This window comes from Curtobacterium sp. S6 (assembly GCF_000710345.2).
Taxonomy (GTDB): Bacteria; Actinomycetota; Actinomycetes; order Actinomycetales; family Micrococcaceae; genus Rothia.
Genome location: NZ_KL537415.1, coordinates 236303 through 250603 on the forward strand (window position 1 = coordinate 236303; position 14301 = coordinate 250603).

Annotated in this window: 12 protein-coding genes; 7 read left to right on the forward strand and 5 right to left on the reverse strand. The window is 65.8% G+C overall.

What is annotated here, in order from left to right; translation table 11 throughout:
* Nucleotides 1-25 precede the first annotated feature (25 nt).
* Genes CURSPS6_RS12000 through CURSPS6_RS12010 form a run of 3 tightly spaced genes read right to left on the reverse strand, consistent with a single transcriptional unit; the run spans nucleotide 26 to nucleotide 5222 of the window.
* Nucleotides 26-2389, reverse strand: a complete 2364-nt coding sequence (locus CURSPS6_RS12000; RefSeq protein WP_051688000.1) for a GNAT family N-acetyltransferase — start codon at nucleotides 2387-2389, stop codon at nucleotides 26-28.
* The gene (locus CURSPS6_RS12005; RefSeq protein ID WP_030016533.1) at nucleotides 2386-3702 is read right to left on the reverse strand and encodes a lysine N(6)-hydroxylase/L-ornithine N(5)-oxygenase family protein; all 1317 of its coding nucleotides are present in this window, start codon (nucleotides 3700-3702) and stop codon (nucleotides 2386-2388) included. The genes CURSPS6_RS12000 and CURSPS6_RS12005 overlap by 4 nt, the downstream gene beginning before the upstream one ends.
* Nucleotides 3699-5222 carry a pyridoxal phosphate-dependent decarboxylase family protein gene (locus CURSPS6_RS12010; protein ID WP_235503774.1) on the reverse strand — a complete coding sequence of 508 codons (1524 nt, stop codon included), beginning with the start codon at nucleotides 5220-5222 and terminating at the stop codon, nucleotides 3699-3701. Before CURSPS6_RS12010 ends, CURSPS6_RS12005 begins: the two co-directional genes overlap by 4 nt.
* Nucleotides 5223-5577: 355 nt before the next feature.
* On the opposite strand from CURSPS6_RS12010, the gene CURSPS6_RS12015 reads away from it, so the two are divergent.
* The 3 genes from CURSPS6_RS12015 (at nucleotide 5578) to CURSPS6_RS12025 (ending at nucleotide 7745) form a co-directional block, all read left to right on the forward strand.
* Nucleotides 5578-6024 carry a hypothetical protein gene (locus CURSPS6_RS12015; RefSeq protein WP_035811305.1) on the forward strand — a complete coding sequence of 149 codons (447 nt, stop codon included), beginning with the start codon at nucleotides 5578-5580 and terminating at the stop codon, nucleotides 6022-6024.
* A gap of 193 nt (nucleotides 6025-6217) precedes the next feature.
* The gene (locus CURSPS6_RS12020) at nucleotides 6218-6718 is read left to right on the forward strand and encodes an FBP domain-containing protein (RefSeq protein ID WP_030016539.1); all 501 of its coding nucleotides are present in this window, start codon (nucleotides 6218-6220) and stop codon (nucleotides 6716-6718) included.
* A gap of 64 nt (nucleotides 6719-6782) precedes the next feature.
* Nucleotides 6783-7745, forward strand: coding sequence for a beta-ketoacyl-ACP synthase III (locus CURSPS6_RS12025; protein WP_030016541.1), 963 nt, complete (start codon nucleotides 6783-6785; stop codon nucleotides 7743-7745).
* Here CURSPS6_RS12025 and CURSPS6_RS12600 read toward each other — a convergent pair.
* Nucleotides 7708-7932, reverse strand: a complete 225-nt coding sequence (locus CURSPS6_RS12600; RefSeq protein WP_152978155.1) for a hypothetical protein — start codon at nucleotides 7930-7932, stop codon at nucleotides 7708-7710. The genes CURSPS6_RS12025 and CURSPS6_RS12600 overlap by 38 nt on opposite strands.
* A gap of 157 nt (nucleotides 7933-8089) precedes the next feature.
* Nucleotides 8090-8686 (reverse strand): LURP-one-related/scramblase family protein, encoded by a 597-nt coding sequence (locus tag CURSPS6_RS12030; RefSeq protein WP_051688002.1) that lies wholly within the window; start codon nucleotides 8684-8686, stop codon nucleotides 8090-8092.
* Between the two features lie 105 nt (nucleotides 8687-8791).
* On the opposite strand from CURSPS6_RS12030, the gene CURSPS6_RS12035 reads away from it, so the two are divergent.
* From CURSPS6_RS12035 to CURSPS6_RS12050, 4 genes are all read left to right on the forward strand, one after another.
* The gene (locus CURSPS6_RS12035; RefSeq protein ID WP_051688003.1) at nucleotides 8792-10102 is read left to right on the forward strand and encodes a CoA transferase; all 1311 of its coding nucleotides are present in this window, start codon (nucleotides 8792-8794) and stop codon (nucleotides 10100-10102) included.
* Nucleotides 10103-10239: 137 nt separating this feature from the next.
* Nucleotides 10240-11583 (forward strand): acyl-CoA dehydrogenase family protein, encoded by a 1344-nt coding sequence (locus tag CURSPS6_RS12040; RefSeq protein WP_235503775.1) that lies wholly within the window; start codon nucleotides 10240-10242, stop codon nucleotides 11581-11583.
* A complete protein-coding gene (locus tag CURSPS6_RS12045; protein ID WP_051688005.1) occupies nucleotides 11580-12923 on the forward strand; it encodes an MFS transporter in 1344 nt (447 codons plus the stop codon). The genes CURSPS6_RS12040 and CURSPS6_RS12045 overlap by 4 nt, the downstream gene beginning before the upstream one ends.
* Nucleotides 12920-14281, forward strand: coding sequence for an LLM class flavin-dependent oxidoreductase (locus CURSPS6_RS12050; protein ID WP_030016552.1), 1362 nt, complete (start codon nucleotides 12920-12922; stop codon nucleotides 14279-14281). Before CURSPS6_RS12045 ends, CURSPS6_RS12050 begins: the two co-directional genes overlap by 4 nt.
* Nucleotides 14282-14301 lie beyond the last annotated feature (20 nt).

The window sequence follows — 14301 nt, forward strand, 5'->3', positions numbered from 1 at the left end:
TGAGCGCTACCCCCTTTCTCGCCCCTTAGCCGTTCGCGATCGGGTTCTGCAAAGTCCCCGTATAGATCAACGACCCCGACGCGTCCTGCAGGTCCACCATCTCCAGGGTGTTCCGCAGTTGCAATCGGTTGAGGCACGAGTGCGGGTACCCCGGAACGTCCAGGTCCAGCGCGCGCCGCCGGGGGAGACCCTCAGCCCGGTACGCGTCGATCACCTCACGCACCACGCGCCAGAACGAGTCCTGATCCAGAATCCCCTCACCGTGAAGAATCCCGACCAGGTGCCTCAGGACGCCACCGAAGACGTCCGTGAAGATCAGCTGGGCGGCCTCGGCGTCGTCGATCACGTGGCGCATCCGGGAGATTTCCTCCGGGAGCTCGCGGTCGCCGATGATGGCCGCTTCCTCGCCGATGTCCTTCATGAACGCGCCGGTGACCCGGCCCTCGCGCACCCGAAGGATCAGGTTCTCGCCGTGCGGCATGAACGCCAGGTCGTGCGCTTCCAGGCAGTGGAGCACCGGGATCAGGTACGCCTCGAGGTATTCGCGGATCCACGTGAACGCATCCAAGCCCGAGGCCTCGATCAGCTCCGCGACGACCGGACGCCCGTGAGGGTCCCGGTGCAGCAACGACGCCATGGTGATGATGCGCTCTCCCTCGGCCAGCTTGTCCAGCGGGCTCTCGCGCCACAGGGCGGCGAGCATTTTCTGCTGGTCGGACTTGGTTTCGGAGTGATGGTAGGCATCCCCCGTGTAGCCGACCGACGCGTGCTCGCGCAGGACGTCGAAGTTCGCCGCTTGCAGGCGGGAATCGCCGCGCACCAGATCCGCGACCCAGTCATTGATCGCGGGCGTCGCGCGCATATACGCGGGGGACAGACCACGCAGGAAACCCATGTTCTGAATGGACAGGGCGGTCTTGATGTAGGAACGCTCGGGGTGGTCACGATTGAAGGCCGTGCGGATCGATTGCTGGGGCTGGTACCGGTCCTCGGATTCGCCCAGGACCACGAGCCGCCGCGCGGCGATGTCCGGGGCAAAGCTGATCGCCACCCGGTGCTGGAACTGCCACGGGTGCACCGGAATCCACACGTAGTCCGCCGGGTTCAGGCCCAGGGCGTTCAAGCGCTCGGTGAACCGGTCGCGGGTCTCCTCGGACAGCTCGTCGGCCCAGTGCTCCTCGGGGGTGCTGGATTCGGAGACCTCGAGGACCGCGTGTTCCTTGAGGGCCGCGACCCACACGTAGTGGAATCGATTCCCGGCCTCGGGTGCGTAGTTCCTGAAATCCTCGAGGCCGAAGCCGATGCGCCCGTTGGTCGCCACGAAACAGGGGTGACCCTCGGTCATCGCGGACTCGACCTGTTGGAAGTCGGCCGCGATGTCGCCGTCCCGACGACCGCGCGCGAGTTGCCGGGAGCTGGGCCCGCCGCGGTGATTCTTGAAGGCCGCGCTGGCCAACGTCGAGGCGAGCTCCTCCAGATACGTGCCGAGGAGCTTGTCCGGGATCCCGAGCTGCTCGTGGATCTGCGCGATGAACTCCTGGGCGTCCAAGGGCAAGGGCGTGGAGGTCGCGGCATCCAGGCGGACGAGGGATTCCTCGTCGATCACCCAGTGGTTGAGCCTCAGCACCTCCGCGCGGTACCGGTACACCGATCCGTCGGGGGCCGCGGTCTGCCACAGTCCCTCGGCGACTCGCGTCGATTCGATCAGGTGCTCGTGGTTGAACTCCTGGATCGCCTTCGCGACGACGTGCCGCTGGGCCGGTTCCATGTCCTCCGGGCCCAGGTGCGGTGCGGGATCGGCGGGCACGGGACGTCCAGCGTTGTCCGCGTCCAGGATGCTGAGGGAAGCAACCTTTCCGGGCAGATCGACCTCGCGCAGAAAACGGAAGCCCACCTCGCGATTCTTCCGCGCGATGGCTTCGTTCCGAGAATCCGGCTCGACGACCACGCGCCGGGCGCCCAGTTCGTCGACGCACAGGTCAACGACCCGCCGCATGACGGCGCTGGTCAACCCGCTCTTGCGCGCTCCGGCCTCCGAGGGGGCGGGGGCGATGAGCAGGTGCATCCCCAGGTCCCCGGGCTCGGCGTCGAAGACGTCCGTCAGGAGGATGCGGGCGGGATCGTAGGTCTCCGCGTAGGCGATCGGCTCGCCGCGCTCGCTGATGATCCAGGCGTCCTGGGCGTCGTCGGCGATGATCTCGGCGAGGTACCCGGAGGTCTTCTCGACCGTGGTCTCCAGCATCTCCCAGTAGTGGGAGGCGGGGTCGGTGAGCCAACTCGTCAGAAAGCCCGCGTCGGTCGCGGGATCCGCAGCGCGGACCGAAAGGTCGTGGGTCTGCTGCCCGGGCCCGGCCGAGCTTCTGCGATGGGCGTGGATACTGGTGGTCACTTGATCTCCTCCGTGGCCGGGGCGGTGCCGAATTTCTGGAACGCGATGTCGTGCTCGATGGGGTAGACCTCGCGACCGGTGATGTTCTTCAGGATCGTGGCGTTACGCCACGCCCCCATGCCGAGGTCGGGCGCCGTCAGGCCGTGCGTGTGCTCCTCGGCGTTCTGAACGAACAGGCGTCCACCGAGGGTGTCGATGTGGAATTCCAGGTCGACGTCGAAGCGCCCGGCCTCGTCCCTGCGGATCATGCCCTCGACGGGTCGAAGGAACTCGGGGTTCCGCGGGGCGTAACCGGTCGCCAGGACGATCTGCTGGGCGCTCCGCTGGGTCGTCGTGCCCAGTTCTTCGTGGCGGAGGGACAGCGTGGTCTCGGTCCCGTCCGCCGATCGTTCGGCGCCGACGACCGCCGTGTTGGTCAGCAGGGTGGTCGGCAGATCGCGTTCGAAGGACTCCCGGTACAGGGCCTCGTAGACGTCGTCGATCGTGGTCATGCTGATGCCCTTATACAGCCCGCGCTGTTCCCGGCCGAGGCGGTCGCGCATGGCTTCCGGGAGGGAGTGGAAGTGGCGGACGTATTCCGGGGAGGTCATCTCCAAGGTCAGCTTGGTGTCTTCCATGGGGAAGAAGCGAGGCGAACGGGTGATCCAGTCCAGCTGGTACCCGTGCTCCTTCTGGGCGGTGAGCAGATCGAGGTAGATCTCGGCGGCCGACTGACCGCTGCCGATGACCGCGATCGACTCCGCGCCGATGAGCTCTTCCCTCTCGTGCAGATACCGAGAGGAATGCCGCGCCCCCTCGAGGCCGGCGAAGACCTCGGGCACACGCGGGCCGGTCCCGATGCCGGTGACCACGTGCCGGGCGAGGTGCTTCTCCACGCCTTGGGTCGACAGCGAGGTGACGAGGAAGAGGTCCTCCGACTCGAGGTACTCGACCGACTCGACGCGATGCTGCCACCTGAGACTCGGCAATTGGGACGCCGCCCAGCGGCAGTACGCGTCGTACTCGCGGCGAAGGGGGTGGAAGTCCTCGCGGATATAGAACGAGTACAGCCGCCCGGTCTGCTTGAGCCAATTCAGGAACGAATACGGCGAGGTGGGGTCGGCCATCGAGACCATGTCGGCCAGGAAGGGAACCTGGATCGTGGCGTCGTTGAACATCATGCCGTGATGCCAGGCGAAGCCGTCGGTCTCGTCGAGGAAAATGGCGTCGACGTCCTCGAGCGGTTCCGCAAGGCACGCCAACCCCAGGTTGAACGGGCCGATACCGATGCCCACCAGGTCATACACGTGGTTTTCCGGCGATACCTGAGTCATGAGCGGGCCTCCTGGGCGGTGTGGGCGATCGGGGTTTGGGCTGGATTGACGGCCGAGGCTCCGTGGGCGTGCAGGTCGGCGGCCAACTCGGCGATGATGTCGAATCGGTGGGTCAGGTGTTCGACCGTGACCTCGGGGTTTAGCAGGGTCAGCTTGAGGGCCGGCCTTCCCTGGATCACGGTCTTGGCGATCAAAAGCCGGCCGGACTCCTGGAAGTGCTGGCGGATCGGGGCGACCAGGGCATCCGCCTCGGCGTCGGTCACGCCGTCGGGCTGCCAGCGGAAGATCACGGTCGACAGATCGCTGTCCGAGAGCAGACGCAGGGAAACGTGGGCCCGCAGGACGTCGTGGGCCTGGTGGGCCAGGTCGATCACGCTGTCGATGGCCTCACCGATCGCCGATGAACCCGCGCCGCGCAGGGTCGCGAAGAGCTTTAACGCGTCGAATCGCCGGGAGGTCTGGAGAGACTTGTCTACCTGGTTGGGCTCGTCGGATTCCTCGGGATTGAGGTAGTCGGCGTACCAGGTGCCGAGATGGAAGTCCTGGGCGTCCCGCAGGATCAGGGAAGACGAGGACAGCGGCTGGAAGAAGCCCTTGTGGAAGTCGATCGTCACGCTCCGGGCCCGCTCGATGCCGTTCAGGAGGTCCCGGCGCGTGGGGGAGACCAGCAGGGCTCCACCGTAGGCGGCGTCGGCGTGGAACCAGATGCCCTCCCGGTCGGCGATGTCGGCGATACGGGGGAGGGGGTCGATCATGCCGCGGTCCGTGGTGCCCGCCGTCGCGCTGATGGCCATCGGGATTTTGCCCTCGGCCAATGCGCTGGTGAGGCGGATTTCGAGGGACTCGATGTCCATGCGGCCCTCGTCATCCGACGCGACGGTCACCACGGCGTCTTCGGTCAATCCCAGGAGCAGCGCCGACTTGGCGACGCTGAAGTGGCTCTCCGCACTGGTCATGACGACCAGACGAGACTGACGATCCGTGCGTTCGGCGCCGTGAAAACCGCGAAGGGCGGCCTGTCGCGCCAGGAACAGCGCCTGGAAATTCGACTGGGTGCCGCCCGACGTGAAGATTCCGTCACCGTGGGTGAAACCGATCTTTTCGGCGGTCCAGGCGAGCATCCGACGCTCGATGAGGGTCGCGATGCGGGACTGGTCGTAGGTGTCAACAGAGGTGTTCACCGAGGCCAGGGCGGTTTCCGCGGCGACGGCGTTGATGTCGACCGGGCAGTTGAGGTGGGCGAGGTAGTCGGGGTGGTGGAACCACACCGCTTCGCGGAGGAAGAGGGAGTCGATCTCCTCGACGGCTCCCGACCCGCCGACCGGCTCGCCGTCGAGGTCCAGCGCGTCGACCCGCCGTTGGAGCTCGTCGATCGGCGTGCCCGTGGCGGGGGCCGCCGCGGTCTCGAACCGGCGGGCAACCCGGTCGGCCATGTCGGTGACGAGGTCACGATATTCAGAGGCAGAATGTGTGCCCAAAAGGGCACGGTGTCCCGTCATCATGGTGTTTACTACAGTCAATTTTAGGTAAGCCTATCCATAGCGAATCGGTCGCTCTCGAAGCTAGCAGAGTCCGAGAAGGCTAATCCAGTGAGCGTCGTCGCAGGTCATCCGTCAGTGAGGGTGGCGGGTCCAAAAGAGGGGCGTCCGCCTCTGCTCATTTACTTGAAACGGAAAGTAATATTGGTGGCCTATGCGTGGCGGGCTGCTTGCGACGGGCGTGTCTCCCCGCGGCGGCGTCGACCTCCCTTTCTTTGGTGGGAGATCACGATTTGATCAAGAAATGGAGGAATCATTTACCCACTCTTCTGTGCCCAGTAGATTGGGGGTCACGGATCATCGGGACGATCCGGCGGAGCATAAGGAGAGAATTGTCGTGGATATGCTGCGGATGAGGGAAGTCTTGAGATATTCGGGTGCCATTGTGGCCCTGGTCGTGCTTCTCGCGTTGCCGACCGTGATCGTTGGGCTACTGCCCTGGATCGCCGGTATGTCAACGCAGGTGGGCCCCGTTTCGGCCGCCCTGCTGTCCGTCGTGATCTTCTGCGTTGCCTATGTGATCGATAATCCCGTGGAACGCATGGTGAATACTTATGCCCGCCATAGAATTCTTGGCAAGATAGCGTCAAACGCCATTTCCATTGCTATTTATACGCTCGGATATTCTCTCATTGTCGAGTCCATGGTCTACGCATTTCTGCAGGCGGTCATCGTTCATCTCGTCTACGTGCTCCTCCTGCCGTGGGTCCGGGCCTTCGAGAAGAACCACGAGGAGAATCCGGAGCGGAAGAGGCGCCCGGCCCCGTGGCGCCCGGCCCGCTAACTCCCCCCCCCGGGTTGACCCGGGTGTCACAATGGTCGTGTGACGTGCATGAACGACAACGCCCGCGGGCGTCAGGAGGTTGCCGGCGGTTTGACCGTCGACACTAGATAGCCCTGCCCCGGCCGGCCGCCCGAGAAGGCGGACCGGCCCGTGAACTATGCCCTCATTCATGACGTCACGAAGGCTTATCGTTATGCAGCAGCATTCAGAATCAGAGATCCGCAAGAGCTTCTTTAACTGCACCAAAGGCGCCGCCAAGCGCCTGAATCTCCCCCACGACCTCGCGGACATCGACTGGGAACGGGAGATTTTCCTCGGGTGGATCGACCCGAAGGCCCCGCAGAGCGGGTACATCGTCGTCGAGACCGAGGCCGGCCTGCGGGGCATCGTCTTGCAGAAGAACACGCAGAAGACCAAGGGTGGGGCCCAAATGTGTCAGCTCTGCATGACCTTGCACCCCGGAAGCGGGGTTTCGATGTATTCGATCCAGAGCACCAAGTCCTCCAAGGACCACTACAACTCGGTGGGCACCTATATCTGTGCCGATCTTCGGTGCACCGATTACACGTGGGGCACCAAGCGTCCCGCGGGTATTCGTCAGATGGAAGAGACGCTCACGCCGGAGGACCGCGCCGAGCGGACGCGGCGCAATGCCGCGGGGTTGATCGACCGCATCGCGCAGAAGATGGCGTAGTCGGAGCCGCCTCGAGGCCCCGGGTTTTCTTCACCCGGGGCCTCGACGCAGTAAGATCGGGGGCATGCCCATCGCACAGAATTCCACGCAACACGGTTCCCGGATCTCCGGATTGGGGCACTATCAGCCCGAGAAGATCCTGACGAATTTCGACATCGCCGAGATGGTCGACACGAACGACGAATGGATTCAGTCCCGGACGGGGATCGTCGAGCGTCACATCGCGGCGGAGGACGAAACGGTGGCCGACATGGCCGTCGCCGCGGCCCGTATGGCTATCAAGGATGCGGGCCTGGACGACGTCGACATGGTCATCGTCGCGAGCACGACCTCTACGGATCGCAGCCCCAACACCGCGGGCCGCGTGAGCCAGCGCTTGGGCTTCACGTCCCCCGCCATCGTGGACATCAACACGGCCTGCTCCGGATTCGAGTACGCGGTCGGCATGGCCGATCAGGCGATCCGGGCGGGGTCGGCGGAAAGCGCCCTGGTGATAGGCTCCGAGACCCTCAGTAAGGTGACCGACTGGACGGACCGCCGCACGTGCATCTTGACTGCCGACGGTGCGGGCGCCGTCGTGTTGCAGAAATCCGATGAACCCAAGGTCAGCCAGACCCTGTGGGGTTCCGTGCCGGCCATGGCGGATGCCGTGGTCATTCACGGCCAGCCCGAAACCTTTGATCAAGACGGGCGTCAGGTCATGCGCTGGGCCTTCACCGACGCCGCCAAGCAGGCCAAGAAGGTGCTGGATGCTGCCGGCCTGACCGTGCAGGATATCGACGTCTTCGCATTCCACCAGGCGAATCTTCGTCTGATCGAACCCCTGGCGAAGGCCCTCAAGGTGACCGACGAGCAGGTCCTGATCCAGGACGTGGTGATGTCTGGAAACACCTCCGCGGCCAGCGTGCCGCTGGGCCTGTCCAAGTATTGGCACCGAGGCGACCTCCCGCGCGGCGGCATGGCCCTTCTCCTCGGATTCGGCGGAGGCTTCACCTACGCCGGTCAGGTCGTTCAGCTCCCGGAGTAGGCCCGCGCCGAGCGGAGATTCGTTTCATGGCGCCGAGGACCACGCAGGCCGATATTCCCAGGAAGCAGACAAGAATCCCCGCGGAGACCAGCATCCCTTCCACGATCCCGTTCTTGAGCAGATAAAAGAACAGGAAAATGAGGGCGATGAACAGGATGATCGCGATGTTGAGTGATCTGGTTCGCACGTGCAGAGCCTTTCACTAGTCGATTCCGGTTCCATCCTGGCAGGAAGAAGTGGCGTAGGCCATGATGGGCACCATCTACGGCGCCGCCGGGCGCGGTGGAGAATCGCGCGGTCGGGGAGATGACGAGTGATATACGGTGGCCGTCTTTATCTGGTCGTCAGTTGCCCTGGGACTGCTTGTGGCGCATCAGATCCATCGCGACCATCCCGCCGATCAGGCCCAGACGGTCGATCGGCGTGACGTCCGGGCGAATCTCCAGCGCGTAGCGGCTGTGGCCCAGCAGGCCGCGACCGAGCCCTGCCCATTGGCGGGTGGCGCGCGCGATCTCGACGCCCGCAACGTCGGCTAGGAACTCCATCGAGAAAGGCTTGCCCGCCAACGTGATCGTCGAGGCCCCGGCGATCACGATGGTCGCTCGCAGCGCCATGAACGTGAACCGTTTTCGCACCAGCGCGAACTGGTTCCCCCCGGGATCGGCGAGTTGGTAGGTGTCCCTCATGAAATCCATGGGGTCGGTAATGCCCATGAGGAATTGGCCGTTCGCGTCCACCACCGTGAAGGAGCGGCTCCCGACGAGCCACCGCGGGCCGGCGTCGTTGGTCGTGCTCACGGTCGCCAAGGCCGCGCCGTTCGCGTCCAGGATGTCGAAGTCGTTGGACATGAACCCGGTGACCTGCTGCATGACCAAGGTATTGCTCTGGAGCAGTCGCGACGGTGGCGGGCCGCCCGGTTGAGGTGCCTGTTGTGCTTCCATGCTTCAAAGTATGAGTGATTTCCCTGGTCGGCGGGGAACATTCCTAGACCTTCCGTGGCGGCGGGTCGATAATGAAGGGACAAGGACTACTCATTGGAGGCCCCCATGGGGCGCATTGATCACTGGGAGCGATGGTGGAGAACGCCATTGCAGGTGGAAAGGCTCGCTTGGTCCGCGGCGACGGACGCCACGGATGCCGCTCAGCGGCTCTCCCGATCCCGCGGTAGCGAGGCCGTATATTCCACGGAACCCGTTCTGGTCGCGTCGGCCTACGACGCCGTGAACCTCCTTCACCTGGACGGTCGGCCGGTTTCCACGTGGTCCTCACTGTCCGGCTTCCACGCCACCAAGGACGGGTGGATCCGGATGCACGCCAACTATCCGCATCACGCGTCCGCCATCCTGCGGGCCTTCGGCACCGAGGATCGTGGCGAACTCACCACGCGCTTGAGGTGGCAGACTACCCGACAGGCGGTGGGCAGAATTCGCGCCCAGGGTGGCGTGGCGACCCCGGTGAACACGCCCGAAGAATGGGCGCTGGACCCGCACGACGTCGTGACCAGGGATCAACCGTGGGTTTCCGTCTCCGAAACGGGGGACCGGCCGGGCCTCACCGCCGACGAGGCGCCGCTGGCCGGGGTGCGGGTGCTCGACCTGACACGGGTGATCGCCGGTCCCACGTGTTCGCAGCTCCTCGCGTGCCTCGGCGCCGAGGTCCTGCGGGTGGATCCCCCGCGGCGGGCGGAATTGCTCGCCCAATATGTCTCCAACGGCATGGGAAAACGATCCGTCGAGCTGGACCTCGCGCATCACGCAGACCTCCTCGCCGACGTCCTCTTGCCCGGCGCGGACGTGGTGCTCCACGGCTACCGACCGGGCAGTTTGGAGCCCTACGGGCTCGAGCCGGAGCAGATCCTCGAGGCGGACCCGAGCAAGATCGTCGGCTCGCTCTCCGCCTGGGGCGAGACCGGCCCCATGGGGCGCAGCATCGGATTCGATTCCGTGGTTCAGGCGGCCACCGGGATCGCCACGGTGTGCGGGACGGAGGACGAGCCGGGCGCCCTGCCCGTCCAGGCCCTCGACCATTCGACCGGGCTGCGCCTGGCCACCGAGATCATGGGACTGCTCGAACGACGTCGAGGTGGTTGCGTGCGGGCCAGCCTCCTCGGGGCGGCGCGCAGGCTGTTGTCCTGGGGCACGCGGGAACCCGAGGACCGCCTTCAGACGTTCGCGCCGGTCCTCGTCGAGGTCGCGACCTCCCGTGGAACGGCCACACTCCCGCCCCCGCCGATGATGCGGGACGGCAGAACCTTGGAATTGCCGATCAGGGACTACGGGGGATCGGTGCCGCGCTGGGAATGCCGGACGGCCCCCGGAGGAACGAACGATCCCATCGCGTCATACGGCGGCCGATGACGACACATGTGCCCATGTGACGGCGCACCGCGGACACGCGGCGTCACGGTGAAACGCCAGGACACAGCCTTCCGCGGTGCCGCGGATTTCTCTTAGCCTCGATGTCAACGTGCTTCCGCGATGAATCGAGAATTTCCATGTCAGAGAACCTGTCCAGGTCGTTACCGAGCGAATACTCCGCATTGGCCGAGCACTTCCGGCCCCACTTCGAGCGCATCGCCCAAGGGTCGCTGAACCGCGACCTTGAACGAGACCTCCCGTTCGAGGAGTTCCGCGCTTTGGAGGAGGCCGGGTTCAGCACGTTGCGCGTGCCCACAGAATGGGGCGGGCCAGGCGTGAGCATCGAGACCTTCACCCGGCTGCTCATCGACCTGGCGGAAGCGGATTCGAACGTGGCGCACGTGTACCGCTCCCACTTCGGGTTCGTCGAGGCCATGCGCTTCCAGCCGCGCGATGTCCAGGCCGTGTGGTTCCCCCGCGTCGTGGCTGGTCAGACGGTGGGTAACGCGTCGACCGAGCGCGGTAGCAATGCGCTCGGTTCCCTGAACACCAAGCTGACGCGTGAATCTGATGGCTGGCGGCTCAACGGCGAGAAGTTCTACACGACCGCAACGATTTTCTCCGACTACACCCGGGTCTCGGCCTCGCAGGAGGGGGACGACGCCGACGGGCGCCGCTTTGCGATCGTCCCGATCGACGCCGAGGGGGTCACGGTCGTCGACGACTGGGACGGCTTCGGGCAGCGCCTGACCGGAACCGGCACCACGACCTTCGACAACGTTCGCGTCGAGGAATCGGGCCTGATCGATCGCGTATCCGGTTCGCCGGAGACCATCCACGAGGCGGCGTTCTTCCAGCTCGTGCTGCTCGCGGTGCTTGCCGGGATCGCGCGGGCCGCCCGGAGAGACTCGGCGGCCTCGGTCGCGCGCCGGGCGCGAACCTACAACACCGGTTCGGGGCTGCCATTCCGCGAGGACCCCCTCATCCAGGAGGCCACCGGCCGGATCGCCGCGAAGGCCTTCACCGCCGAGGCCACGGTGCTCCAGGCGGCCCGTGCCCTGGACGATGGATTGGCGGCCGCCGAAGCCGCAGGCGCGACGTCGTGGGAATTCTTGGAGTACCCGGACTTCGTCGCCCGCATTCCGCAGGAGCTCTCTTGGTCCGAAATCGCGGTCGAGCACGCGCAGATCACCGTCCCGGAGCTGGCGATCGGTGCGGCCCAAGAGATCTTCCTGACCGGGGGAGCCTCCGCGACCCTGCGCACCAAGGGGACGGACCGGCATTGGCGCAATGCTCAGACGATCGCGACGCACAACCCCATCGCGTTCCGTGCGCGCGCCGTCGGCGACTATTGGATCAACGGGACCCTCCCCGTCGGCCTCAACGCGATCGGCGATGCCACCGCGGGATCCGCCCAACGGCCTGAGGCACCCGCGGAATCGACGAACGCCGACTCCCGAAGCGCGGTCCGCACGTCGTGACCACCCAAACCGCAACCCCGACGCCGACCGAACGGGTCGAGCCCCAGCGCAGCCGGCCGATCCGCGTGCTCGGCAGCGCGTTCGCCGGGACAACCCTCGAGTGGTACGACTTCTACCTCTACGGGATCGCCTCGGCGATCATCTTCAACACCCAGTTTTTCCACGGGTCTACGCCGTTTATTAGCCTCCTGGCGTCCTTCGGAACGTTGGCGGTCGGGGTCCTCGCGCGGCCCGTCGGCGGCGTTATCGCGGGCCATATCGGCGACCGTGTGGGGCGCAAGGCCCTGCTCGTGGTCTCGCTGCTCGCGATGGGCATCTCGTCCTTCCTCATCGGTGTTCTGCCCAACTACGAGTCGATCGGCATCTGGGCTCCCATCGGGCTCGTCGCGCTGCGCATCGTTCAGGGGCTCTCCGCGGGTGCCGAATGGGGAGGCTCTGCCCTGCTGAGCGTCGAGCACGCCCCGAGCGGTTTGCGGGGGTTCTTCGGATCCTTCACTCAGATCGGTTCGGCCGGAGGGATGCTGCTGGCCACCGGCCTCTACGGGATCGTTCAGGCGCTATGCACCGAGGAGCAGTTCGCGACCTTCGGTTGGCGCCTGCCGTTCCTGGCCTCGGGGGTTTTCGTCATCGTGGCCCTGTGGATCCGGCTCGGGGTCACGGACGCCCAGGAATTTCGCCAACTCAAGGGAAGCGGCGCGGTCGAACAGGCACCGGTGCGGCAGATGATTGCCCGGCACCCGCGCGCCCTCGCGGTGACCACTTTCCTGCGGGTCGCGCAGAACGGCATCTATTACCTGGTCACGGTGTATCTGCTGACCTACCTCAAGCAGACCCAGGGCGGATCGGGATCGGTGCTGACCGCCGTCATGATCGCCTCGGCCATCGGCCTTGTGTCGGGACCCTTCTGGGGTTGGGTTTCGGACAAGGTGGGACGGCGACCCGTCTCGATCATCGGGTACCTGGGCATCGGCGTCTTCGGCTGGGCCATCTTCCTGGCCGCCGACTCGGGCAATACCGCGATCCTGCCGGTCATCATCGTGATCGGGCTCGTGTTCGCCCACGACGTCGTCTACGGCCCGCAAGCCGCGTGGTTTGCCGAGCAATTTCCGGTTGAGGTGCGCTATTCCGGCGTCAGCATGGGGTACCAGCTCGGCACGCTCATCGGCGGAGGCCTCATGCCCTTCACCGCGACCCTTCTCTACGCCTGGGGCGGCCAGACCCCGTGGCTCATCACCGCCTATCTTTCCGTCCTCGTGGTCCTTTCCGTGATCGCCGCCCTCTTGGCCGTGGACCCCACCCGTCAGCGTTCTCCCCGGACGCGGAATCAGGAGTCAGCATGACCCGCCCGATCAAGATCAACGCCTTCGACATGCTCGTTCCCGTGCACCAGAGCCCCGGGCTCTGGCGGCACCCGGAGTCGCGCGCGGCCGAATTCGACCGGCTGACCTATTGGACCGATCTGGCCCGGACCCTGGAAGAGGGCGGTTTCGTCTCGCTGTTCCTCGCGGATATTCCCGGGGTATATGACGTTTACGGTGGTAACGCCGACGCGACGGCCCGCGGCGGCGTGCAGTACCCGCTGCTGGATCCGCTCGTCGTCGTCACCGCGATGGCTCAGGCAACGACGACCCTGGGCTTCGGGGTGACCGCCTCGGTCAGCTACGAACAGCCGTACCTGCTGGCGCGAACGTTGAGCACCCTGGACCACTTCACGCAGGGGCGGATTGCCTGGAACATCGTGACGAGCTACCAAGACTCGGCGGCGAAGAACCTCGGAATGGAAGGGCAGATTCCGCACGACGAGCGGTACGACCGGGCCGACGAATACCTGGAGGTCATGTACAAGCTGTTCGAGGGATCCTTCGACGACGGCGCGGTGCGGGCCGACCCCGAGGCCAACGTGTTCGTGGACCCGGAGAAGGTCCGGCCCATCCACCACGAGGGAAAATTCTTTTCGATCCCCGGCGCCGCGCTCGCGCACCCGGGTCCGCAGGGCACGCCGTTCCTCTTCCAAGCCGGCGCCTCGCCGCGGGGCCAGAAATTCGCGATCGACCACGCCGAGGCGATCTTCTTCTCCGGTGGCACCCCGGAACTGGTCCGAGGCTGGACGGCCTCCGTCCGGGACCAACTCGAAGAGCAGGGCCGGCCGCGGGACGCGATCTCCCTGTTCAGCCTCGCAACCGTCGTCGTCGCGGAGAGCGACGAACTCGCCGAACGTCGCCTCGACGAGTACAAAGCCCTCGTGGACACCGACGCGGCCCTGGCCCTCTTCGGCGGCTGGACCGGCGTGGACCTGTCCGGGGTCGACCCGGACTCCGAGCTCACGCACGTGGCCACCGAGGCCAACCAGTCCGCGCTCGCGAGCTTCACGACCCTTTCCCCGAACCGCACCTGGACCGTCCGCGACCTGGCCGAATTCGTGGCGATCGGGGGCCGTGGCCCGGTCATCGTGGGATCGCCGGAGACCGTGGCCGACGAGCTGGAACGATGGATCACGGAGGCCGACGTGGACGGGTTCAACCTCTCCGCGGCGGTCCGGCCGGCGGATCTGGAAAGGTTTGCCCGTCTGGTCTCACCCGAGCTTCGGCGGAGGGGGCTGCTCGAGGAATCCGAACCCGGGCTGACGCTCCGTGAGCGGCTCGGCGGACAGGGACCGCACCTCGCACCGGATCACCGGGGAGCGCAATACCGGCGGTGAGGGCCGCAACATTCGTCGAT